27 protein-coding genes are annotated in these 21,525 nt (G+C 41.4%); 12 read left to right on the forward strand and 15 right to left on the reverse strand.

Going from position 1 to position 21,525, the window contains the following annotated elements; all coding sequences use genetic code 11:
• The first annotated feature begins 168 nt into the window (after positions 1-168).
• Genes NSQ11_RS14015 through NSQ11_RS14025 form a run of 3 tightly spaced genes read left to right on the forward strand, consistent with a single transcriptional unit; the run spans position 169 to position 2,737 of the window.
• Complete coding sequence (locus NSQ11_RS14015) at positions 169-1,170, forward strand: ABC transporter substrate-binding protein (RefSeq protein ID WP_213406956.1); 1,002 nt, start codon at positions 169-171, stop codon at positions 1,168-1,170.
• A 15-nt stretch (positions 1,171-1,185) separates the two neighbouring features.
• Positions 1,186-1,956 (forward strand): ABC transporter ATP-binding protein, encoded by a 771-nt coding sequence (locus NSQ11_RS14020; RefSeq protein ID WP_144624977.1) that lies wholly within the window; start codon positions 1,186-1,188, stop codon positions 1,954-1,956.
• The gene (locus NSQ11_RS14025; RefSeq protein ID WP_007501924.1) at positions 1,943-2,737 is read left to right on the forward strand and encodes an ABC transporter permease; all 795 of its coding nucleotides are present in this window, start codon (positions 1,943-1,945) and stop codon (positions 2,735-2,737) included. Before NSQ11_RS14020 ends, NSQ11_RS14025 begins: the two co-directional genes overlap by 14 nt.
• Positions 2,738-2,767: 30 nt before the next feature.
• Here NSQ11_RS14025 and ytkD read toward each other — a convergent pair whose 3' ends face one another.
• A complete protein-coding gene (gene ytkD / locus NSQ11_RS14030; protein WP_039964158.1) occupies positions 2,768-3,244 on the reverse strand; it encodes an RNA deprotection pyrophosphohydrolase in 477 nt (158 codons plus the stop codon).
• A gap of 246 nt (positions 3,245-3,490) precedes the next feature.
• On the opposite strand from ytkD, the gene NSQ11_RS14035 reads away from it, so the two are divergent.
• The gene (locus tag NSQ11_RS14035; RefSeq protein ID WP_050827614.1) at positions 3,491-4,144 is read left to right on the forward strand and encodes a TerD family protein; all 654 of its coding nucleotides are present in this window, start codon (positions 3,491-3,493) and stop codon (positions 4,142-4,144) included.
• A 22-nt stretch (positions 4,145-4,166) separates the two neighbouring features.
• On the forward strand, positions 4,167-4,949 hold the full coding sequence (locus NSQ11_RS14040) for an AIM24 family protein (RefSeq protein WP_019743674.1): 783 nt from the start codon (positions 4,167-4,169) through the stop codon (positions 4,947-4,949).
• Between the two features lie 193 nt (positions 4,950-5,142).
• On the opposite strand, the gene NSQ11_RS14045 is transcribed toward NSQ11_RS14040, so the two are convergent.
• From NSQ11_RS14045 to NSQ11_RS14060, 4 genes are all read right to left on the reverse strand, one after another.
• Complete coding sequence (locus NSQ11_RS14045) at positions 5,143-5,451, reverse strand: hypothetical protein (RefSeq protein WP_017358369.1); 309 nt, start codon at positions 5,449-5,451, stop codon at positions 5,143-5,145.
• Positions 5,452-5,494: 43 nt separating this feature from the next.
• Entirely contained in the window at positions 5,495-5,899 is a 405-nt protein-coding gene (locus NSQ11_RS14050) for a phage holin family protein (protein WP_039964161.1), read from the reverse strand.
• A 157-nt stretch (positions 5,900-6,056) separates the two neighbouring features.
• Positions 6,057-6,248, reverse strand: coding sequence for a hypothetical protein (locus NSQ11_RS14055; protein ID WP_008342942.1), 192 nt, complete (start codon positions 6,246-6,248; stop codon positions 6,057-6,059).
• Between the two features lie 124 nt (positions 6,249-6,372).
• Entirely contained in the window at positions 6,373-6,810 is a 438-nt protein-coding gene (locus NSQ11_RS14060; protein WP_007501934.1) for a Dps family protein, read from the reverse strand.
• A gap of 131 nt (positions 6,811-6,941) precedes the next feature.
• Here NSQ11_RS14060 and ytzI point away from each other — a divergent pair, with 131 nt between their 5' ends.
• Positions 6,942-7,088, forward strand: a complete 147-nt coding sequence (ytzI, locus tag NSQ11_RS14065; RefSeq protein WP_017358370.1) for a YtzI protein — start codon at positions 6,942-6,944, stop codon at positions 7,086-7,088.
• Between the two features lie 8 nt (positions 7,089-7,096).
• On the opposite strand, the gene NSQ11_RS14070 is transcribed toward ytzI, so the two are convergent.
• Together NSQ11_RS14070 and NSQ11_RS14075 are read right to left on the reverse strand one after the other, a co-directional pair.
• Complete coding sequence (locus tag NSQ11_RS14070) at positions 7,097-7,534, reverse strand: FixH family protein (protein WP_008342936.1); 438 nt, start codon at positions 7,532-7,534, stop codon at positions 7,097-7,099.
• Between the two features lie 123 nt (positions 7,535-7,657).
• Complete coding sequence (locus tag NSQ11_RS14075) at positions 7,658-8,131, reverse strand: S-ribosylhomocysteine lyase (RefSeq protein WP_008342935.1); 474 nt, start codon at positions 8,129-8,131, stop codon at positions 7,658-7,660.
• Between the two features lie 128 nt (positions 8,132-8,259).
• On the opposite strand from NSQ11_RS14075, the gene yidD reads away from it, so the two are divergent.
• On the forward strand, positions 8,260-8,484 hold the full coding sequence (gene yidD, locus NSQ11_RS14080; RefSeq protein ID WP_008342933.1) for a membrane protein insertion efficiency factor YidD: 225 nt from the start codon (positions 8,260-8,262) through the stop codon (positions 8,482-8,484).
• Position 8,485: 1 nt separating this feature from the next.
• Here yidD and NSQ11_RS14085 read toward each other — a convergent pair whose 3' ends face one another.
• Positions 8,486-9,052, reverse strand: coding sequence for a carbonic anhydrase (locus NSQ11_RS14085; protein ID WP_046527630.1), 567 nt, complete (start codon positions 9,050-9,052; stop codon positions 8,486-8,488).
• Between the two features lie 213 nt (positions 9,053-9,265).
• On the opposite strand from NSQ11_RS14085, the gene NSQ11_RS14090 reads away from it, so the two are divergent.
• Positions 9,266-10,258: a zinc ABC transporter substrate-binding protein gene (locus NSQ11_RS14090; protein WP_017358373.1), complete on the forward strand. Its 993-nt coding sequence runs from the start codon at positions 9,266-9,268 to the stop codon at positions 10,256-10,258.
• Between the two features lie 77 nt (positions 10,259-10,335).
• Here the strand turns inward: NSQ11_RS14090 and NSQ11_RS14095 are convergent, their stop codons facing one another.
• Complete coding sequence (locus NSQ11_RS14095; RefSeq protein ID WP_017358374.1) at positions 10,336-10,578, reverse strand: type B 50S ribosomal protein L31; 243 nt, start codon at positions 10,576-10,578, stop codon at positions 10,336-10,338.
• A 175-nt stretch (positions 10,579-10,753) separates the two neighbouring features.
• On the opposite strand from NSQ11_RS14095, the gene NSQ11_RS14100 reads away from it, so the two are divergent.
• The 4 genes from NSQ11_RS14100 to NSQ11_RS14115 all read left to right on the forward strand — a co-directional run bounded on the left by NSQ11_RS14100 (position 10,754) and on the right by NSQ11_RS14115 (position 13,598).
• On the forward strand, positions 10,754-12,085 hold the full coding sequence (locus tag NSQ11_RS14100) for a cytochrome ubiquinol oxidase subunit I (RefSeq protein ID WP_035391038.1): 1,332 nt from the start codon (positions 10,754-10,756) through the stop codon (positions 12,083-12,085).
• Between the two features lie 22 nt (positions 12,086-12,107).
• Entirely contained in the window at positions 12,108-13,154 is a 1,047-nt protein-coding gene (locus NSQ11_RS14105; protein ID WP_342501362.1) for a cytochrome d ubiquinol oxidase subunit II, read from the forward strand.
• A gap of 68 nt (positions 13,155-13,222) precedes the next feature.
• Positions 13,223-13,381 (forward strand): DUF1540 domain-containing protein, encoded by a 159-nt coding sequence (locus tag NSQ11_RS14110; RefSeq protein ID WP_008342921.1) that lies wholly within the window; start codon positions 13,223-13,225, stop codon positions 13,379-13,381.
• Between the two features lie 25 nt (positions 13,382-13,406).
• The gene (locus NSQ11_RS14115) at positions 13,407-13,598 is read left to right on the forward strand and encodes a hypothetical protein (RefSeq protein ID WP_008342920.1); all 192 of its coding nucleotides are present in this window, start codon (positions 13,407-13,409) and stop codon (positions 13,596-13,598) included.
• Between the two features lie 105 nt (positions 13,599-13,703).
• On the opposite strand, the gene menC is transcribed toward NSQ11_RS14115, so the two are convergent.
• From menC to NSQ11_RS14145, 6 genes are all read right to left on the reverse strand, one after another.
• Positions 13,704-14,828 carry an o-succinylbenzoate synthase gene (gene menC, locus NSQ11_RS14120; RefSeq protein WP_008342917.1) on the reverse strand — a complete coding sequence of 375 codons (1,125 nt, stop codon included), beginning with the start codon at positions 14,826-14,828 and terminating at the stop codon, positions 13,704-13,706.
• The gene (locus NSQ11_RS14125) at positions 14,815-16,275 is read right to left on the reverse strand and encodes an o-succinylbenzoate--CoA ligase (RefSeq protein ID WP_268359179.1); all 1,461 of its coding nucleotides are present in this window, start codon (positions 16,273-16,275) and stop codon (positions 14,815-14,817) included. Before NSQ11_RS14125 ends, menC begins: the two co-directional genes overlap by 14 nt.
• 70 nt (positions 16,276-16,345) lie before the next feature.
• Positions 16,346-17,164: a 1,4-dihydroxy-2-naphthoyl-CoA synthase gene (menB, locus tag NSQ11_RS14130; RefSeq protein ID WP_008342913.1), complete on the reverse strand. Its 819-nt coding sequence runs from the start codon at positions 17,162-17,164 to the stop codon at positions 16,346-16,348.
• Between the two features lie 14 nt (positions 17,165-17,178).
• Positions 17,179-18,009: a 2-succinyl-6-hydroxy-2,4-cyclohexadiene-1-carboxylate synthase gene (gene menH / locus NSQ11_RS14135; protein ID WP_342501133.1), complete on the reverse strand. Its 831-nt coding sequence runs from the start codon at positions 18,007-18,009 to the stop codon at positions 17,179-17,181.
• Positions 17,994-19,736: a 2-succinyl-5-enolpyruvyl-6-hydroxy-3-cyclohexene-1-carboxylic-acid synthase gene (gene menD / locus NSQ11_RS14140; protein ID WP_342501134.1), complete on the reverse strand. Its 1,743-nt coding sequence runs from the start codon at positions 19,734-19,736 to the stop codon at positions 17,994-17,996. Before menD ends, menH begins: the two co-directional genes overlap by 16 nt.
• A complete protein-coding gene (locus NSQ11_RS14145) occupies positions 19,729-21,147 on the reverse strand; it encodes an isochorismate synthase (RefSeq protein ID WP_008342907.1) in 1,419 nt (472 codons plus the stop codon). The genes menD and NSQ11_RS14145 overlap by 8 nt, the downstream gene beginning before the upstream one ends.
• Between the last annotated feature and the right edge of the window lie 378 nt (positions 21,148-21,525).

The following is a 21,525-nucleotide window of genomic DNA, read 5'->3' on the forward strand; positions in this document are numbered from 1 at the left end:
CGCTCCTTTATTTCTACCAAATTCAAGAAAGCATTCATGCTTCTAGTATAGAAAAAAAGACATGTTCTATAAATAAACAATGCGCTTCTTATTTCATCTAGGCACTCACCAAAAATCCCTTTTGACATACTTTAATTAGTGACCTAGAACAAAGGAGGCGAATTACTCTTGAATCGTTCCATTAAAGTCAGACTGGCATTCATATTCGTTGTCCTGCTCTTTATTCCATTTGTCGCCTGTAAAAAAGACCAAGAGCAGACCGTACAAGTAGCCGAGGTGACCCATTCGGTCTTCTATGCACCGCTTTATGTCGCCCTATCCGAAGGATTTTTCAAAGATGAAGGCTTAGAGGTTGAATTAAAAACCACTTGGGGCGGCGATAAAACAATGACAGCTCTCTTATCCGGCGGCGCTGATATCGCTCTGACCGGATCTGAATCTTCTATTTATGTGGAAGCACAAGACACGAAAGACTCTGTCATGAACTTTGCACAGCTGACACAAACAGACGGTACATTTCTTGTTTCAAGGGAAAAAATCAATCAATTTTCTTGGGATCAATTGAAAGGAAAAGACTTTCTCGGACAACGGAAAGGCGGCATGCCGCAAATGGTCGGTGAATATGTCCTGAAAAAAGAAGGCATTGATTTGAAACAAGATCTTCGCATGATTCAAAATATTGATTTTGCCAACATTTCAGGTGCTTTTTCCTCTGGAACTGGCGATTTTGTGCAGTTATTCGAACCGACAGCTTCCTTAATTGAAAAAGAAGGCAAAGGGTACATTACCGCCTCCTTTGGTGAGGCTTCCGGCAAGGTGCCTTATACCACCTTTATGGCAAAGAAGAGTTACTTAGAGGAAAACAAAGAGACAGCTGAAGCCTTTACTCGTGCCATTTACCAAGCGCAAAAATGGGTCAAAGCAAAGAGCCCAGAGGAGATTGCCAAGACAATCCAATCTCAATTTCCTGATACAGACCTTGATGTCTTATCAACAGCTATCAAACGCTACAAACAGCAGAACTCCTATGCAACAGATCCCCTTCTAAATGAAGAGGAATGGAACAAATTACAGGAAATCATGAAGGCAAGTGGTGAACTGCCGGAATTTATCCCGTACAAACAACTTGTCGATTCATCCATTGCCAAGAAGGTCACAGATCACAAATAGAACAGGAGGTAGCACATGTCTTTCCTTCAAATTAACCATGTGACCCACACGTACTTCTCTTTAAAAGAAAAAACAACGGCCATACAGCACATCAATATGGAGATCACTCAAGGTGAATTCATCTCATTTATTGGTCCTAGCGGATGCGGGAAAACAACCTTGCTTTCCATCATCGCAGGCATTACGCCACCCTCTGAAGGTCGAATTTTAATCGAAGGAAAAGAACCGAATCAACAGGAGCATCAAATCGGTTATATGCTCCAGCAAGATTATTTGTTCCCATGGAAAACGATCAAGGAAAATGTCATTCTCGGGTTAAAAATTGCAAAACAAGATTCACATGAAGCCACCTCAGCTGCCCTTAGCTTACTGCCAAAGCTTGGACTCAATGATGTCGAAGATAAATACCCGAAGGAGCTGTCAGGCGGGATGAGGCAGCGTGCGGCTCTCGCCCGAACGCTTGCAGTTGATCCCGGACTGCTTCTGCTAGATGAGCCATTTTCAGCACTAGATTACCAGACGAAACTGACATTAGAAGACCTCGTCTTTCACACATTAAAAAACTACCAAAAAACGGCTGTTCTTGTCACGCATGACATCGGCGAAGCCATTGCGATGAGTGATCGCATTTTCTTATTCTCAAAGCATCCCGGCTCTATCCAGCGAATGTTTACGGTTCCAGATGATCTGAGGACGCTCTCTCCTTTTGAAGCGAGACAGACAGCAAGTTTCCAAGAGCTCTTTCAAACGATTTGGAAGGAGCTGAAGACAGTTGAAACACAGTGACCTTTTACATGAAGCCTATCGAAAAAAAGTTCGAATGGAAAAACGCATGACGCGAGTCTACCAGTTGATCATTTTCGCCAGTTTCTTTTCGCTTTGGGAGCTTGCGAGCCATTTCAGACTGATTGACCCGCTCATTTTCAGTTCACCATCTGCCGTCTGCCAATTGTTTGTACAAAAATTATCAGATGGTTCATTAATCAATCATATGAGCATTACACTATTTGAAACAGTGCTCGGCTTTCTACTTGGTACTTTTTGCGGCATTTTATTAGCCGCCGCCTTATGGTGGTCCACCCGTCTTGCAAATGTACTTGATCCTTATTTGGTTATTTTAAATGCGATGCCGAAAGTCGCTCTCGCCCCCATTTTAATTGTTGCCCTTGGACCAGGCATGATCAGCATTGTCGCGATGGGTGCCATTATCAGTGTGATCATTACCACCATCGTCATTTATACAGCCTTTCAAGAAGTCGATGAGAATTATTTAAAAGTCATGAAAACCTTTGGCGCAAAAAAAAGAACGGTCTTCCGTGAGGTCATTTTGCCAGCAAGTATTCCAACGATGATCTCTGCCATTAAGGTCAATGTTGGTCTTTCTTGGGTTGGGGTCATTGTGGGAGAATTCCTTGTTTCCTCAAAAGGACTCGGCTATATGATCATCTATGGCTTTCAAGTCTTCAACTTTACACTCGTGTTCTTAAGTCTTTTCATTATCGCCGTCTTCGCCACCATCATGTATCAGCTTGTTGAATGGCTGGAACGCCGTTTTCTGCAAAAATAAAAAGCGCAGGGTCATGTCCCTACGCTTTTTTTAACGAATCAAACCGTTCTTTTCTAAATAAGCAAGACTTTGTCTCAAGACATCATCTTTCATAATAAAACTGAAATTTTTATTTTTTGCGATGGATCTTGGTAAGTCTGCGAAAAGAACGGGTCCTTTCGTTTCAAAATACGTGTCCTGCTTGACGAGCCTTTCAATATCAGCGAAATAAATATTTTTGACAATGATTTTCTCTCTGCCAAGCACCTGATATTGACCAATATACGTTAATTCACGAACAACAGCACCCGTCTCTTCGTGAATCTCTCGTATAGCGGCTTGATCTGCTTCTTCATTTGGCTCTACTTTCCCTCCTGGAAACTCGTAGCCTCGATCCTCATGTTCAGTAAGTAGCCATTTTCCTTGATAGCGGCAAATAGCCCAAACATGCTTAGGATGACTTGAAAAAGGCTGCTCTTCAAAAGAGAGCTTGACCGTATTATGATAATAGTCTTTAAATACATGCATGTGAAATCCCTCATATCCTGTCCTTGCTTCTTGTAAAACATCATACCACAGATCACATTTCTCTGAAGAATTTTTATGAAAAGTGAAACAAACGAGTACTTCTATCTCGTCTGTATGTAAAATAAGTATTCTTGCTAAAACCTTTTTATCATCTCCATCCTCATCCCATTTTAATCATGAAACCTTTTGCCCATGATGACGTAAATTAATAAGTGTTTGTCCTACACAGACGAGGAGGAAACCAGCATGAGCATCACAAATGGATCAAAACAAGAAAATAACAAAGCATGGCCAATGAGGCAACATGAGAAAGAAGACGCTTCTCTTGAGACAGTGAAGAAACACCTCATGAAAGGACAAAAGTTAGATTTAACAAAAGACAATCCAAATGTAGATCAAATTCATATCGGACTTGGCTGGGACTTATGTGGTCAGCCAATTGATTTAGATACGCAAGTGTTTCTCTTAAATGAAGAGGACAAGCTTCTGTCTCCAAAACACCTGATCTATTATCATCAGCAGCAAAGCTTAGATGGAGCTGTTCGCCATCTAGGTGATCATCAGGTCGGCGGAGGCCATCGGGACAATGAGATCATTATTATGCAACTGAGCAGAGTCTCACCCGATATTCAGAAAATCGTCGTAACAGCCACGATACATGATGCACACGAGCGGGCACATCATTTTGGACAGGTGACCAATGCCTACTTGCGCCTTTCAGATCAAATCACACAACAGGAGATTTGTACCTTTCAATTAACAGAGGATTATTCATTTTGTACATCCATCATTTGTGCTGAACTAACGAGAGTTGAGAACGAATGGAAAATCACCGCAACCGGACAAGGTACGACCCTTGATTTAAACGACCTATGCCGCATCTACGGATTCACATCTTGACAAAGAAAAGGAGCTGGCACAAATGGGATTTCATTTCAACACGATCGAAGAACTGACCTTACAAGCAGAAGGCAACGGGATCTTTTTTGCTAAAAAAGGCGCTATGATTGCCGATCAAGGTACATTTCAATACCGTAAACGATTACTTGGGACGAATAAAGGAAATGTGGTCAGCCAAGTATTTAATCATATTAGCAGAAAATTAACAGGTGAAAACCTTGAGATGATGGAAGTGAGTGGACAAGGCACTTGCTACTTGGCTGATTCTAGCGAGCATGTGACCGTCATCAATCTTGAGCCGAACGGTCCTTGGCAACATGTTAGCGTGGAAAGTGAAGATTTACTTGCCTTTACTGAAGAATGTCACTATGGCGTGACACCAGTAGGCGTTGGGATCTTATCACAGAAAGGGCTATTTACTTCAAAGCTCTCGTATCAAGGTCACGGGGCGCAGGTTGCCATCAAAACAAATGGAAACCCGCTGATTTTAAAAGCACCTTGCCGTGTAGATCCTGACGCTATTGTCGCTTGGACGGGCAAAGCACCGAAAGTCAAATTAGATGTGAACTGGAAAACGTTCATTGGACAAACATCGGGCGAATCCTACTTGTTTGAATTTCATGAACAGGACCAAATTGTGATTATCCAGCCATCTGAACGAACATCTGGAATGCGGGTCGGGATAGATGATAACCGGTACAAACCCCAGAGTCAGAGTACCTCACACGAAATCACCAACTCACAGCAGGAAAATAGAGGCGGAATCAGTGATCTAATCGGGGGTATCTTACAGCCTCGAAAATAAAAGCATGTAGAATGTCTCTACATACTTTCAGATCGTTGACAAAAGGCTAAAATGAACTTTCTTTTAGCCTTTTGTCTTCTTTTCAGCGTGATAGAAAACCTTTGCAGTCTAGGAAGGACGAGTACTGGCGCAGAGCGAATTTGACATTCATGAGCACCTGACAAAGGATGCGAGGGTTTGTCTACATGCTTTTTCAATTCATCAGTCCATTGGTCTCAATAAAGTTCTTTGTCTCTTCGTTACCGAGATCATGAATCATCGAGTAAATCTCTTTTCTTTTCCTGTCCATTTCGTCGTTTGGACTATCATAATGATATTCAAGAAATGGAACATGCGCCCGAAAGAAACCTTTCCAATCTGTCATATACTGTTCATCAAAATACTCTCTTAACTGCAAGATTTGGTCATCATCTGCTTCTATCTGAAATTGCCAAGCAGCCGCGTCTCTGTGCTGTGAGATTGATCCGTCTTGAACGGATACATAGTATGTGTGTGTCGCCATCTGATTCATCCTTTTTCCTTTAGTATGACCAGATATGAAGAAATTACGGCTTTTTGCGCAATTTATTTTTCATCATGTCTAACACATCAATAAACAACTGTGGAATAGGAATTCCGAGAGCTCTGGCTGTTGAGACAATCTGGTACGATTCATAAATAATATAAAAGATGAGCGCTAAATCCTTAATTGTCCCCCCAGTCTTCAGCATGACATCGAAGAAATGTGCCATGGATATTAAAGAAATCGTCACAACCTTTCGAACAAGCCTGGTCAAAAAACGCTTCATCGTAAGTTGTCCAGTCACAGATTCTCTTAGGCTTGAACAAATTAATTCTATAGCCATGAGTGTCACTAATATCATGAGTAAATATCCTGCTCCACCAAACAGAAAGCCCATTGCCGACAAACTGACTGTAAACAACGAAAAGATGCCTAAATCCTTGCTCACTTGGCATCAACATCCTTTCATAGTGGAACTTCTTACCTCAATAGTATATGCCGCATTTGATGAATAGCTTGGACGACAAAAAATAAAGGCATGGTTAGCTGTTCAAAAAATTCGTGAAGCGCATAAAAAGAGCCGCCTGTGACGGCGGCTTTCTTGGTTAAACTCTGACATCAATAAACGTAGCATCTGAATCTTTGGGCTGAACAGCTTGAGGCTGCTGCTGCACTTGATCGAGCATCACCATAGCTTGGGCTGTGTTCGTGGCAAGCTGTGAATTCAATAAACTGATATTAAGTGTTTTTTGAATACTCGCCACTTGCTGGCTCATCATTCCTGCAATTGAGGACATCTTCTCCCCTCCCTTCCCTTTTCTCTTCGGCTGAAAGCCCCATCAATTCAATGGGCTGTCTGTCACAAATCCACAAAAAAAGAATGCCGATCTGTTTGATGATCGACATTCCTTTCACATTCGCTTATCCTAAGTATGCTTTTAGCATCCAGTTGTGTTTTTCAATGGATTGATGAATTGCAAGCAGCATATCACCTGTTGTTTCATCGCCAACTTCTGCAGCCAGCTCCATGCCTCGCTTAAGTTCTTCTGCAATATTAGAGAAATCATCATACAGATTTTTCACCATTTGCTCGGCTGATTCATTGCCTTCCGCTTCTTGAATGCTAGAAATTTCTAAGCACTCTTTCATTGTCGCAACAGGTTGTCCATTTAATGCGAGCATACGCTCAGCCAAATCATCGATATAAGTGGCTGTTTCTGTATATAATTCTTCGAATTTTTCATGGAGTGTAAAGAAATCTTTTCCCTTTACATACCAGTGATAGTTATGTAATTTTACGTAAAGCACAGTCCAATCTGCTACTTGTTTATTGACGACGTTTAATAATTTTTCAGACATGTTGATTCCTCCTTATGTAGTTGCATTTAGTATGGGATTACCCTTTTTTTATTATACTGAAACCTGCCATCATTTTCTTCTATTTTGACCGCATGAAATATATGTTAATATGGAAATAAGGAGGGAGTTAGATGCTGTTACTTGGGATTATCAGCTTTATCATTATCTCAATCGTTGTCTTTTTATCACTGTGGACGACATCAAAGGCTTATGATTACAAGCATAAAGTCGATTCACCACAGGATGCTGAACCAAACCAACGTCCTAACCCAAAATAAAACCGCTTTCAATGATGTGAGGTATCTTCTTCTTCAGTAGATGAACTCTCTTTTTTCACATCACCTACATGGATGTTTGTCTTCGGCATATTATGCTGCTGTTTAGCTGTCACATGGACTTGTATGATATAAAGGCCATCTTGTTTGAAAGCTGTATGCAATTCATATACACCTTTCTCCTTTTTCTTTGGCTGAATCATCTTGCTGTTATCCTTGTCGCCATCTTTCCACACTTCAAATTCAACATCATCTGCATCATCAACAGGCGTATCACCATATGTGACAGCTGCTTTTACGATAACGTTTTCATTTTTCTCCACTTGCTCCGGCCCTGTTAGTTTGACTTCTAATAGCTCAGGCACTTCTCCCTTGTCATTGCTCGCTGCCGAGTTTCCACATGCACTAAGTAATGCGAGCATCAAAATGATTCCTACCATTTTCCGCATTCGTGTATCCCCCTTTTTTTACTGACATGTCCATTTTAACAAATATCCCCTATTTTAACAGCTCTCATTTCATTTCATATAAAAAACCGGACATTCAATATGTCCGGTTCATCATCTTACTGATTAACCAAATACTTTTAATAGCTCTTCTTGATCCTGAGACAGCCAGAAACGCATTAAACGTTTTGCTCCTTCAAGATCATGAAGCTTCGCTTGACCGCACTGCTCTTCATTTGCAGCAGGAATTTCTGTTACTTCCACTGCATCTTTGAATGTTGCATCAAGCAGTTCAACGATCTCTCTTGGTGTCGGTGCACCGCTGACAACTAAATAGTAGCCAGTCTGGCAACCCATTGGAGAAATATCAATGATATCAAAATGATCGTATTTCTCTGAGTGTGTTCTAATATTAAACGCAAGTAAATGCTCTAATGTATGAATCGTATCAGGTTTCATTGCCTGCTTGTTTGGCTGACAAAAACGGATATCAAATTTGTTCACTTCCCCATCTGATCCCACTTTATGAACGCCGCAATGACGAACGTAAGGTGCTTTTACAGCATTATGGTCAAGTTCAAAGCTTTCAACTGAAGGCATTAATCACCACTCCTATAATTGCAATTTCCTATATTATAACATATTGTTCCGACCAGTTTAGTTTATAAAACTTCCCTTCCTTGTCCTTTTTTCTTATACTGTGAAAAGACAGACAAGGAGGAACCTCTATGAAACAAATTTTTATCGGCATCATTCGCTTTTATCAAAAATGCATTTCCCCTCTGACACCGCCGAGCTGCAGGTTTTACCCCACTTGCTCTAACTACGGGCTAGAGGCGATCAAAACGCATGGCGCTTTAAAAGGCGGATGGCTCACGATTAAGCGAATTTTAAAATGTCACCCGCTGCATCCTGGAGGCATGGATCCGGTCCCGCCTAAAAAGGAAAAATAACTTACTTTTCTTCATAACCATTGACAACTAAGTCAAGCTTACCTGTCCCAGGATCAATGACAAGACCATGTACAGGCACATCAGATGGAAGAAGCGGATGATTTTTAACGACAGACACACTGTCTTTCACACTTTCTTCAACTGAGCTAAAGCTTTTGAGCCACTGTTGAAAATCGATTCCTGAGTATTCCAGTACTTCAATTCGTTTTTCTGGAATACCACGCTCAATGGCTTTATTTAAGAGTGTTTCGCTGTCTATTTTACTCATACCACAATCGTGATGCCCAATGACGTACACCTCGTCAGCATTCAATTCATAAACAGCCACTAAAATGCTTCGCATAATACTACCAAATGGGTGAGAAACAAGAGCGCCAGCACTTTTGACAATTTTAATATCGCCATTTTTCATGTTCATGGCGCGCGGAAGCAGTTCAACAAGTCTTGTATCCATACATGATAGAATGACAGCTTTTTTCTGTGGAAACTTCGTTGTTGTAAACTCTTCATATCGCTTCTCTTCGCAAAATTGTTGATTGTACTCGATGATTTCGTCTAAAAGTTTCATAAGTTTGTCCATTCCTTTTTCTTTTTTTAAAAATAAATATAGCACAATGTTTTAAATTTCGTCACGTTTTGACGTCTATTTTTTTAGAGGAAACATCTTCTGATGAAAATTTTTAAATTTCCTCTTTTCAAATCGTAATTATTACGATACAATAACTCAGGACATTAAATCGTAATCATTTCTATCTAATAGGTTGAGAGGAGACATTCTTAGATGAAAAAAATCTTTTTTATTTTAACAGCTGCTTTATTAGCGGTCGGTCTTGCCGCTTGCTCAAGCAGTGCGGGGACAAATGCTTCAAAAGGAAAAGCAGACGGGAAATTAACCATTTACACGACGATCTTCCCTATTCAAGATTTCACTGAAGAAATTGGCGGCTCTCACGTGAACGCTCAAAGTGTGTATCCTGCCAATGCAGATGCACACAGCTTTGAACCAAGTTCAAAAACGATGGTTGAAATGGCTGAAGGAGATGCCTTTATTTACAGCGGAACAGGTGCTGAAGCATTTGCTGATAAAACGGCTTCTACGTTAAAAGACCAAGGCGTGAAAACAGTGAAAGCAGCCGAAGGCATCAAGCTATTATCAACACAAGAAGAACATGCTCATGAAGAAGGTGAGGACCATGATCACGATCATGAAGGTGAAGATCATGACCATGATGGACACGACCACGGAGATAAAGATCCCCATGCATGGCTAGACCCTGTTTATGCACAGCAAATGGCAAAAAACATTAAAGACACACTCGTTTCACTAGATCCAGATCATAAAGACGAATACACAAAAAACTATGAATCACTAAAAAAAGAATTACAATCGTTAGATCAGGAATTCAAAACAACGTTATCTAAAGCAAAACATAAAGAAATTCTTGTTTCTCACGCAGCATACGGCTACTGGGAAAAACGCTATGGCATTGAGCAAATCAGTGTACTAGGACTCTCTGCTTCTGAAGAGCCTTCCCAAAAACAGCTTGAAAATATCGTACAACAGGCAGAAAAGCATCACATCAAGTATGTCATTTTTGAAAATAACGTCAGCAGTAAAGTATCAGATACGATTCGCAGTGAAATTGGAGCAAAAAGCCTTACACTGAAAAATCTAGAATCCATTACAGAAGATGATGCTAAAAATGGCGAAAGCTATGTCAGCTTAATGAAACAAAATTTAAACACATTAAAAACAGCTTTAAATGTTGAATGAATTCTTGAACCCCGTGCGATCAGCCGGGGTTTTTTAATGCACAAAAAAACACACCATGATCAGGTGTGTTTCTTTGTCTACATTTGGTATTTTTTCTTAAACTGCTCCGCTCTGCCGCCTTTTTCTCCGAATTTCTGGCGTCCTGTATAAAATGGATGCGTATCAGAGCTTGTCTCTACTTTAATGACAGGATAAGTCTTCCCATCTTCCCACTCTACGGTCTCATGTGATGTCTTTGTTGATCTACTTAAGAAGCGGTAACCGCTGTTTACGTCCATAAATACAACTTCATGTGAGGTTGGATGAATATCTCTTTTCAATGTCAAAACTCCCTTCATCATTAAAACGTAACGATTACGTTTTATAATTATATTCTACTCCCTCTTTTACAACTTGTCAAAAAACAAGCTTTCTTAGTCAGGAAGAATAATCTAAAAATGGTGGAGAATAATAAACACCATCAAAAGAGATGCGATAAGAAAGGCGGAGAAAAAATTGACTGATCTCGTTTTAGCTAGAAGTCTGTTCGGCACAACAATGGGCTTCCATATTATTTATGCCTCGCTTGGCGTAGGCATCCCGCTAATGATTTTGTTAGCTGAACTCATCTTTCAAAAAACGAAGGACCCGCATTATGCCATCATGGCCAAACGATGGACAAAAGCGCAGGCTGTTCTGTTAGGGGTCGCCATTCCAACCGGTACCATTGCTGGTACGCAGCTTGCCCTTCTATGGCCTGGTTTTATGGAGGTCATCGGAAAAGTCATGTCACTGCCATTTCAAATAGAAATTTATGCTTTCTTTATTGAAGCATTATTTATGTCTATTTATGTGTACGCAGCAGATCGTTTATCACCAGCCATGCGCATCATTACCGTTATTTTCGTTGTCATTGGTGCAGCAGCTTCAGCGATTCTCATTACAAACGTACATGCTTTTGAAGGAACACCCGCTGGCTTTCAAATGGTCAATGGAGAAATAACGAATATCGAACCTTGGAAGGCCTTTTTCAATCCTAGTTTTGTTGTAACTGCTACTCACGTAGTACTGTCTGCTTTTACAACAGGCGCTTTTGTCATTGCTTCTGTCGCTGCATTTAAAATGTTGAAAACAAGAAAAAACGAAAAGCTCTATACCTTTCATCGAAAAGCCCTTTTTCTTGGACTGATTGTAGGCGGACTTTTCTCTTTTCTCACAGCCTTAAACGGTCACGAATCAGCTCAGCTTCTGTATGAATATCAGCCTGAAAAATTAGCGGGTGCTGAAGGTTTATTTGAAACGCAATCGCATGCGCCTCTTGCCATTGGCGGTTTTACTGATGCCAATACGCAAGAAATCAAAGGAGCTATCGAAATCCCTTGGGCGCTTAGTTTTCTTGCAGGAAATAGCTTTGATACTGTGGTTAAAGGGTTAAATGATTTTCCTAGGGACGAGTGGCCGCCTTTATTTATTCACACATTATTTAATGGAATGGTCATTATCGGCTCATTGCTCATTTTCTTTGCTGTGTTAGCACTGTTTTACCGCAAAATTTTAAAACGCGAACATTATCCAAAATGGCTGCTTGTCCTTTATTTATTTGGCGGGCCCCTTAGTCTCTTGGCGATTGAATTTGGCTGGATCTTTGCCTGTACAGGCCGTCAGCCATGGGTGATTTATCGAATGCTCAAAACCTCTGAAGTCGTCACATCATCAGGATCTATCGGTACACTTTTCATCCTTTTTGCCATTGTCTATCTCATTTTAGGCATCGCAACTGTGATTGTACTGACGTACTACTTTAGAAAACATTCAATTGAAGAAGACTTACGGTTAACAGAATCTTAAAAAGGGAGCGATCTTGATGCAAATGGATGTAACAACTGATGCACTCATTGCAATCACCATCTTATGGGGATTCGTGTTTATCTATGCAGTGATGGCATCAATGGATTTCGGTGCAGGATTTTGGTCAATGATTTACATGAACAAAGAGCAGACAAAGGCCGCAAATATCGCAAATAAGTATCTTTCTCCAACTTGGGAAGTAACTAACGTGTTCATTGTAGCCATCGTCGTTGCCTTGTTTAGCCTGTTTCCAGGTGCAACATTTGTGCTAGGCACTGTTCTATTAATACCCGGCAGCATTATTTTGTTGCTTCTTGCACTGCGAAGCGGATTTCTCGTCTTCTCTCATTCACTGCCTAAAAAATATAGAAAAGCCGTTACATATATTTCAGGAATTAGCGGCTTTATTATTCCGTCCATCCTCATCATGGTTCTCCCCATTACACATGGTGGATTCATCTTTCAGGAGAATAATGTCTACTCATTAGATTTAGGATTGGTCTTTACAAGCGCAAATGTCTATTCTTTCGTAGGTTTTGCGATTTTCAGTACCCTTTTCCTCTCATCTTTGCTTTTAGCTGATTTTTCTAATGTTGCAAACGAAGATGAGGCTTATAACATTTATAGAAGAGGAGCACTGATTACGGGTCCACTTTCTCTCATGATGGCTTTCTTTATCATGCTCACACTGAGAAGTGAGGCCAATTGGCTGTTCACAAAAATGATGCAGAACATCCCGATCCTTCTTGTTTCTCTACTCATGTTTTTGCTTGCAGGTTTGGCTCTATTTTTACAAAACAGTCGCTTTAAACATCGGAAAGGGAGACCACGTTTAGCGGTTATCGCCATTACAATTCAATATTTCTTAGCAAGCTATGTGTATGGACATGCGCATTTGCCCTATATGGCCTATCCTGATATTACCATCATGTCTGGGTTTACAGATCCCGTCACATTTAGGGCATTATTTATTACGTATATTGTAGGGTTTATCATCCTATTCCCTGGGTTCTACTTCTTCTGGAAATTGTTTATGAAAGATAAGCGTTATATTCGTCAGGAAGATTAACATGAATGAACGACCCGTGCTTCGGTTACATTATAGATGAAAGACATACTCAAAAGGAGGTCATCTGTATGAGTCAAAAAATCCTTTGTGAAGTAAACAACTGTTCCTACTGGAATACTGGAAATCGTTGTGGTGCAGATGCAATTTATGTCGTCAGCCATACAGGAAATACGGCTGAGAAAAGTGAAGAAACTGACTGTAAAACGTTTAAACCTCAAGACCTTTAAGTCTCATTAAAGGAGGCGCTTCGCTTTGAAAAACGATCGGCTTGCTCAAACGTTTCTTGAAGAAATTCAGGACGCGGACGAGGCTGCATTTTATCAAGCAGCTCACTCCTTTTTAAATCTTTGGGATTATGAATACGGACATGTTTCCGACATGCCCAATGACATGTATCAGTATATTGGACAGCTTGCTTACGACAGCGGGCTTGTAGAAGAGTAAGAAAGAGCGGATGACCGCTCTTTCTTTTTGTTCAGACAGGAAGGAAAAACTTTCCTCAACTATACAGTGGTTCTATTGATGGTGCAAATGGCTATTCATTCGTTTTCATTTCACAAAATCATGTTTTGTAAACACATCAATTTTATCTGAGAAAGAACGAAGCGCTTGATAATCAACTTCTACGCCCATACCTGGAGAACGAGGCACCTCAATAAACCCATTTTCAACTTTGATTTCAGGAAAAATGATATCCTGCTCCCAATATTTCGACGATGCTGAAATATCCCCAGGAATCGTAAATTGCGGAAGTGATGCAAGTGCCACGTTTTGCGCGCGAGAAATGCCTGTTTCAATCATTCCCCCGCACCATAACGGAATCTGCTGCTCCTTGCAGAACGCATGAATCTTAAGAGCTTCAGTCAGCCCTCCAACTCGTGAAGGCTTCACATTAATAATCTGACAGCTTCCAAGTTCTACAGCTTTTCTCGCATCATCTAAAGAACAAATACTTTCATCCAAACAGATTGGTGTTTTTAAATGCTTTTGCAAATGCCGATGATCGACAATGTCATCTGCGGCTAAAGGTTGTTCAATCATTAATAAACGAATATCGTCGAGCTGCTTCAGTTTGCTAATATCCTTTAATTCATAAGCAGAGTTTGCATCCGCCATTAACGGAAGGTGAGGGAAAGACTCTCTTATCTTTTGTAGAAGTCCAATATCTTGTCCCGGCTTAATCTTCACTTTCACACGCTGATAGCCTTGATCAACAAACTGCTCGATTTGCTGAATCATATCATCTATTGGTCCTAACCCCGCAACGACACCAGATGGAATTCTATCTCTAGTACCGCCTAAGACGTCACGTAAGGACTTATTTTCTCGCTTTGCATAAATATCCCACACAGCTGCCTCAATTCCTGCTTTGGCCATTCTATTGCCTTTAAAATGGTACAAGCTGTCTGGTATGTCCGAAGGATGTGTAAAAGATCGGGTCAGCACGTTCGGGATAAAGAAAGCCCTCAGCATGTGATAGCAGGTCTCGATGGTTTCTTCTGTATACCACGGAGAAGAGAAGGCAGATACCTCTCCCCATCCAGTTAATCCTGTTTGATCTTTGACCTCGACAATAATAAACTCACGCTCTGAAATGGTCCCAAGGCTCGTTGTAAATGGCTGTTTGAGTTTCATCGTGACATGATATAAGATCACACGTTCAATTTGAATCATCTAAAAACCCCTTTGATTTGAGTCTGTGCCTCTGCAATTTATTCGACGCATTCCTTGGCAGCTCATCCACAAAGTGAAAAGCGGCGGGCCATTTATACTTGGCTAATTGCGACTGACATAAAGCATAGAGCTCATTCTCCGGAATCTGCTCATCTGTCACAAGGAAGGCAGCAGGTACCTCTCCCCATTTTTCATCATATATACCCGTCACTCCGGCTTCCTTTACATTTGGATGTGTTAAAAGAACTGCTTCAATTTCTGCTGGATAAATATTTTCTCCGCCAGAAATAATTAAGTCTGACCGCCGATCAAGCACAAATAAGAATCCGTCCTCATCTACATAGCCAATATCACCCGTTTTCAGCCAGCCCTGCTCAAATGCAGCAGCTGTTGCCTCTTGACGATAAAGGTAGCCTTTCATGACATTTGCACCTTTTACCATGATTTCACCATGCTCAAAAGGACGACACGGACGGTTCTCATCTTGAATCTTTAATTCACACCCAAAAAGGGGCTTTCCCGCTGATCCAAGCTTTTCCACACTAAATTCGGGCGCAAGTGTCACAATTTGTGAGCAGGTCTCCGTCATACCGTACGATTGAAACACAGGAAATCCTTTCTCCTTACTCTCTTGAAGCATCGCATAAGGCGCAGGGCCTCCGCCTAACAGCAGGCAGCGCAAAGATGACGGACATTCTTCAAGTCCACTTAATAAACGGGACAGCATGGTTTGTACAACTGACACCATCGTCACTCGATGCTGTTCAATAGCATCCTTGACTTCATCGACATCAAACTTTTGATGAAGCACGACAGTCATACCGTATATGACAGATTTAAATATAGCGGATAAACCGCTTATATGAAAAAGAGGCAAGGCAATGAGCCAGCGGTCGTCCTCCCTGATCCCTAAATTCAATGCCGAGGAAACAGCACTATGAAAATGATTGCCAAACGTTTGCTCCACCCCTTTAGGGCGTCCTGTCGTTCCAGATGTATACATAATCGTCGCCGTCTCATTTAAATCAATATCATGTACGACCTTCTTTTCCATATCATGATCTGCATCAGGTAAAGTCTCTATTGTATAAACAGGTAAATCACCATGATGCTCATTTGCATATGCAGGCTCTGTTAATAAAGCCATGACTTTCGCATCTTTCAGCTGAAAACGTCTCTCTGCTTTTGTTAACTTATTGTTCAATAACACAATCTTGAAGCCTAATAAAAAACAAGCGTGAACAAGCATGACCATGTGAGGATGGTTGTTCATTAAAATCGCAACCGTATCCCCTTTTTTAAAAGATGCACGTGTCAGTCGATTTGCAAGTTGGTCTACATCATTCGCTAAATCACGAAATGTCCACTCGTTGTCTTGATAAATGAGTGCGACCCGGTCTGGCGTTAAATACGCACGGTGCAGCAGCCAATTCGGTTGCTTCATCATGACACCTCCTTTTCATAAAAGAAAACAGCTCAGTCTGATGCACTAAGCTGTTTTCATCCATATCATTGAATCAAGGGAAACGAGGGAACTGACCGAAGTCTGGCTTCCGTTTTTCCTTAAAGGAATCGCGTCCTTCTTTTGCTTCATCTGTTGTGTAATAAAGAAGGGTCGCATCTCCTGCAAATTGCTGAATACCAGCTAATCCATCTGTGTCAGCATTAAATGCAGCTTTCAAGAATCGTAAAGCAGTCGGGCTTTTTTCTAGCATGTCCTCACACCACTTCACTGTTTCTTCTTCCAGCTGCTCTAATGGTACAACTGTGTTGACAAGTCCCATATCAAGCGCTTCTTGTGCATTGTATTGACGGCATAAGTACCAGATTTCTCTTGCTTTCTTATGACCCACAATACGTGCAAGATAGCCAGATCCATAACCAGCATCAAAGCTGCCCACTTTTGGTCCTGTTTGTCCAAAAATCGCATTGTCTGCTGCAATGGTCAGGTCACACACGACATGAAGCACATGCCCGCCGCCAATCGCATAGCCCGCAACCATCGCAATAACTGGTTTTGGAATGACACGAATTAAACGCTGTAAGTCTAGGACGTTTAGACGTGGAATTTGATCGTCTCCTACATAGCCGCCATGACCGCGTACTTTTTGGTCTCCACCTGAACAGAATGCTTTTCCTCCAGCACCTGCAAGGACAATGACACCAACATCTGAATTGTCACGAGCACGTGAGAATGCATCAATTAATTCACTTACAGTCTTTGGTGTAAATGCATTATGTACATGCGGACGGTTAATGGTGATTTTTGCAATCCCATTATATGTTTCATATAAAATTTCGTCATACTGACGCTCAGTTTGCCATTCAATAGCCATCAATATTTCCTCCTCTAATCTTGCGATAAAATAAACTCACTTACTATTTTACCAAAAAAATGTGGTTGTTCCACATGAACTGTATGCCCGGCATGCTCTGCTACTGTGAATTGACTGTATTCAAGCGCCTGCTGCATACGTTTGGCGATGTGACAAAACTTTTTATCAAGTGTTCCGCAAATGAGTAAAACAGGCTGTTTTATCTGCTTTAATGCTTGCCACATAGACGGCTGTGAACCGGTTCCTATACCTTCTAAGCTGCGAGCCAGCCCGTTAGGATCGGCTTTTAGCCTTCCCTCTCTCAGTTGCGTTAGCCTGTCCGCTGGCAAGGATTTCTGCGAAGCAAACAGCGGAATGTTCTCCCAAAAATCCACAAACTGCGCTAACCCTTCATGTCTGATCTTTTGAGCCAGCTGATGATCATGATTCAGCCTCGCCATCCGCTCTTTAAAAGAGTTCAGCCCTGGAGATGTACTCTCAAGAATCAGCTTGTTTACACGTTCTGGATAACGGGAGGTAAATGATAAAGCAATACGCCCTCCCATAGAATATCCGAGAATGTTCACTTTGTGAAGCTTTAATTGATCTAAAATCTCAGCAAGATCTGCCAGCTGCTGGGACATTGCATATCTTCTTATACTCTTTGGTGAGTCTGTGCGGCCATGTCCAAGCAAGCTGACCTGAATCAATCTCGTATGTTTTTCTGTATAAGTATTCAAAAAAGCCCAAGAAGCTGCACTCCCTGTAAAACCATGTAAACATAACGTGGCATTTTCAGCAGATGGATTATGGTCTATCACCTCATACGCCACTCCATCGTGCATTCGTATTATGAGTGAAGGCATTCTTTTTTCACTTCCCTCAATATCTCGTCCATCATTTGGCGATGTTTGCCCACGCGAGAATGCCGGTCAGTTTCAATCTCAATTAAATGAAGCCCTGGTTCTTGGATATGCGCCAAGTACACATCTTTTAACTCTTCTTTCGTTGTTGGCTTCGAATAGGTTCCCCCATATAGCTTTGATGCATACTCAAAATTCAACCCGGTCGGCGTACCAAAGAGCTTTTCATAATACGGTTCATCGGATGCCTGCGGAAGGAAAGAAAAGATTCCTCCACCATCATTGTTTAACAATACAACCGTGAGCGGAATGTCCATTAGCTTAGCTGCAAGAAGACCGTTCATATCATGGTAAAAAGATAAATCGCCGATGACTAAAGTGATGGGTTGTTTCAAGGCTGCATATGTTCCAAGAGCTGTGGACACAACACCATCAATACCATTTGTTCCGCGATTCGCCATCATCCGAAACGGTTTTGACTGCGTTTCAAAAAAGGTATCGACATCTCGAATAGGCATACTATTTCCGATAAAGAGCACACTCTCTTTTGGCAAAAGGTGCTGCAGCTGACGATACACATTTCCCTCAAATGTCAGGTCCTCATCATTGTATTGATTTACATGCATTCTAAAAGAAGAATTGACACTCTGCCAGCGTCGTAAATAAGATGTATCCTGATGCTTTTCCGCTCTCACCAAGACTTCTTCTACAAAAGAGGCTGCATGACTTTCAATCATGTATGATGCGCTTAAACCAGGATCTCGATAACCACCCGCAGCATCGACGACAATCTGCTTCACTTCCGCATGCTTTTCCAGCCACTTAAATAAAGGCTTAGACACAGGCATCGGTCCAAAACGAATGACCATTTCAGGCAAGAGATGCTGCTGCAATGCCTCATCTTTTAACAAAGAATCGTATGCATCTATAATGTATTCTTCACTTTCATGTCCATTTCGCAAAAGAGAAAGCGGGTCAGCTAAAATTGGCAGATGCAAAGCTTTTGCAAGACGTAACACTGACGCCTGCTCTTCCGGCGAGTGAAGTTCACCAGCAACAATGATTCCTTTTGCCGCTTTGTTCATGATAGACACTAATTCTGACATAACCCGATCATCCGGACGAGCTTGACCTGCTGCTAAAACTTTGTTCGCAACTCCTTCTTCTCTATCAAAAGGATCAATAGACAAGTCAGGTAGCAATGGTTCTCTCAGCGGCACATTCACTTGAACTGGTCCCTTTGGCTCCTGCATAGACACATGACTTGCCCTAGCAGCAGCAGTTTGGACATACCGCAGCATCGTTTGGCTTTCTTCTGGCAAGGCTAAGTCTGTGAACCATTTAACAAACTTACCGAATAAGAATTGCTGATCAATCGCTTGAGGTGCCCCAACCTCCCTCAATTCGTGCGGCCGATCAGCAGTTAAAACAATCAGTGGTACCCGAGAATAATGTGCCTCGACAACAGCTGGGTAAAAGTTAGCTGCTGCCGTACCTGATGTACAAATGAGTAGCACTGGTGTTTGGCTCGCTTTCGCAAGACCCAGTGCATAAAAAGCAGCAGACCGTTCATCCACTAACACATGGACATTGATTTCTTGATGAGCAAGAGCGAGCATCGCAAGCGGTGTTGAACGGGAACCAGGACAAACAACCGCCTCCTTCACACCACTTTGCACAAATTCATCCATTAATCTGCCAATATATCTTGTCATGATTTGATTATTCAATGGGACGACCTCCAAGAGCAGACAGCATTGGTCTTAATTTCACTTGCGTTTCTTCATACTCCTGTTTTGCAAGGGAATCCTCTACAATTCCACATCCAGCAAACAAACGAACTTGGTCTTCCTCAATAAGACCTGATCGAATGGCGACAGCAAATTCTCCATTGTCCTTAGAATCAATCCATCCCACTGGCGCCGCATACCAACCGCGTTTCAACGGTTCGATTTCACGAATCACCTCTACCGCTTTTTCCTTAGGATATCCTCCAAGCGCTGGTGTTGGATGAAGCTGTTCAATTAATGAAAAGAGTGAACAGCTGCTTTTAATTTCTCCCACAATGGGTGTAAATAAATGCTGAATGTTTTTCGTTTTATAAAGACTTGGTTGATTTGGCTTATGCACATGATGGCAGTTTGCTTCAAATGCCTGCTCAATCATATTCACGACAATTTGATGTTCAATCAAATTTTTCTCATCACAAAGCAGTTCCTCACCTAGTGCCTGATCTTCTACTTCATCTTGACCACGTACAATAGAACCTGCCAAACAAGATGAAAAGACTTCACCACCGCTTTTTTTCACTAAACGTTCAGGCGTCGCCCCGACAAACGCTTGTCTTCCCTGCTCTATAGCAAATACATAACTCGTTGTTTGATGTTTTAGTAATTCTGCTAATAGTGGAGCGAGTTCAATTTGATTTTTATAGTGAAGCAAGACTTCTCTTGCTAAAACAACCTTTTCATATTCGTTCACACGAATGTGTTCTGTCGCTTCATGGATTGCTTTCATCCATTCCTGGACATCTAACTCTTCCATATGAACAAGCTCAGCTTGTCCATGATTTCTGACAGGCAATGCATCAAAATTAGAAGCTTTCTGTTCTAACTCTTGAATGAGCTGATGAACATTCCCGTCCACCTCGTTCCATTCATTGATCGTTAGAAACGTGCCCTCTTTTGAAACAGTCAGCATCATCGATGGCACAAAAAAATGAGCCTCGCCAAATGCTTCCCAGTGACGCGCCTTCTCTTCATATGGATCAAATGAAAATCCTCCAAATAAAAGCGGACCAACTGCCGCTTGCTTTAACTCCTTCTCATCATGAAAATGGAACATATGCTGTTTCAGCTGCTCCCATTCTTGATGGACGATATTGAATCGTTCTTTGCCTTGCTCTGATGATTTAATCACGGCCGCTCTGCCAAGTCCAGAAAATATCATTTGGCTTTCTGGATCAGACCAAAAAAACCGCTCGCCTAAAAAATCCGCTTCGCCGCTTTGGAAAAAGGCAAGAGGATCCAGATCGTCAACTCTTCTGGAGTAGCTTATCAAAACAGCATGGTTGACGTTATTCGCTTCTTCTAATGTCGCAAGCGCTTCCTGCCGGAAAGTACTTTGCACTGTTGTCACCATGATACATTCCTCCAAAATCCATGAAATAACATATAAAAATAAAACCATCATGTAAAAAATACATGAACATTCGAGTATGTCGAATGACCTGCTTTTCTATTATAAACCTTAACAGATGAACTTAGTAAAGAAAACAGCTTTTAAAACCTCGAATCCTTATTATATCACGCTTTCAAGATTTTTTCGCTCCCGCTTATTGAAATGAGAACATCCCTTAAAAAATGGTAAGACCTGTTCGAAGATCAAGCTTTCTCTCTAGATGGGAACGATTAGCAAACATCTTTTTCTTGTTTCATCGCATCAATATATTGACACCTTTTTGAACTTTGCTAAACTGGAATTTGGACGTGTACGTATTTTTTATTTAAAGGAGTATAT

Source organism: Bacillus sp. FSL W7-1582 (genome assembly GCF_038593325.1).
Classification (GTDB): domain Bacteria; phylum Bacillota; class Bacilli; order Bacillales; family Bacillaceae; genus Bacillus; species Bacillus altitudinis.

Excerpts from the sequence above, each read along its gene's own strand:
- NSQ11_RS14110 (WP_008342921.1), top strand. The coding sequence starts at position 13,223 with ATGAGTCAAAAAATCCTTTGTGAAGTAAACAACTGTTCCTACTGGAAT.
- NSQ11_RS14085 (WP_046527630.1), bottom strand. The coding sequence starts at position 9,052 with ATGAAACTTTTAGACGAAATCATCGAGTACAATCAACAATTTTGCGAA.
- ytkD (WP_039964158.1), bottom strand. The coding sequence starts at position 3,244 with ATGCATGTATTTAAAGACTATTATCATAATACGGTCAAGCTCTCTTTT.
- NSQ11_RS14125 (WP_268359179.1), bottom strand. The coding sequence starts at position 16,275 with ATGATGAAGCAACCGAATTGGCTGCTGCACCGTGCGTATTTAACGCCA.
- menB (WP_008342913.1), bottom strand. The coding sequence starts at position 17,164 with ATGGCTATTGAATGGCAAACTGAGCGTCAGTATGACGAAATTTTATAT.
- NSQ11_RS14070 (WP_008342936.1), bottom strand. The coding sequence starts at position 7,534 with ATGCGGAAAATGGTAGGAATCATTTTGATGCTCGCATTACTTAGTGCA.
- menC (WP_008342917.1), bottom strand. The coding sequence starts at position 14,828 with ATGATTCAAATTGAACGTGTGATCTTATATCATGTCACGATGAAACTC.
- NSQ11_RS14040 (WP_019743674.1), top strand. The coding sequence starts at position 4,167 with ATGGGATTTCATTTCAACACGATCGAAGAACTGACCTTACAAGCAGAA.
- NSQ11_RS14035 (WP_050827614.1), top strand. The coding sequence starts at position 3,491 with ATGAGCATCACAAATGGATCAAAACAAGAAAATAACAAAGCATGGCCA.
- NSQ11_RS14075 (WP_008342935.1), bottom strand. The coding sequence starts at position 8,131 with ATGCCTTCAGTTGAAAGCTTTGAACTTGACCATAATGCTGTAAAAGCA.
- NSQ11_RS14060 (WP_007501934.1), bottom strand. The coding sequence starts at position 6,810 with ATGTCTGAAAAATTATTAAACGTCGTCAATAAACAAGTAGCAGATTGG.
- NSQ11_RS14020 (WP_144624977.1), top strand. The coding sequence starts at position 1,186 with ATGTCTTTCCTTCAAATTAACCATGTGACCCACACGTACTTCTCTTTA.
- NSQ11_RS14045 (WP_017358369.1), bottom strand. The coding sequence starts at position 5,451 with ATGGCGACACACACATACTATGTATCCGTTCAAGACGGATCAATCTCA.
- yidD (WP_008342933.1), top strand. The coding sequence starts at position 8,260 with ATGAAACAAATTTTTATCGGCATCATTCGCTTTTATCAAAAATGCATT.
- ytzI (WP_017358370.1), top strand. The coding sequence starts at position 6,942 with ATGCTGTTACTTGGGATTATCAGCTTTATCATTATCTCAATCGTTGTC.
- menH (WP_342501133.1), bottom strand. The coding sequence starts at position 18,009 with ATGCCTTCACTCATAATACGAATGCACGATGGAGTGGCGTATGAGGTG.
- NSQ11_RS14055 (WP_008342942.1), bottom strand. The coding sequence starts at position 6,248 with ATGTCCTCAATTGCAGGAATGATGAGCCAGCAAGTGGCGAGTATTCAA.
- NSQ11_RS14105 (WP_342501362.1), top strand. The coding sequence starts at position 12,108 with ATGGATGTAACAACTGATGCACTCATTGCAATCACCATCTTATGGGGA.
- NSQ11_RS14090 (WP_017358373.1), top strand. The coding sequence starts at position 9,266 with ATGAAAAAAATCTTTTTTATTTTAACAGCTGCTTTATTAGCGGTCGGT.
- NSQ11_RS14145 (WP_008342907.1), bottom strand. The coding sequence starts at position 21,147 with ATGGTGACAACAGTGCAAAGTACTTTCCGGCAGGAAGCGCTTGCGACA.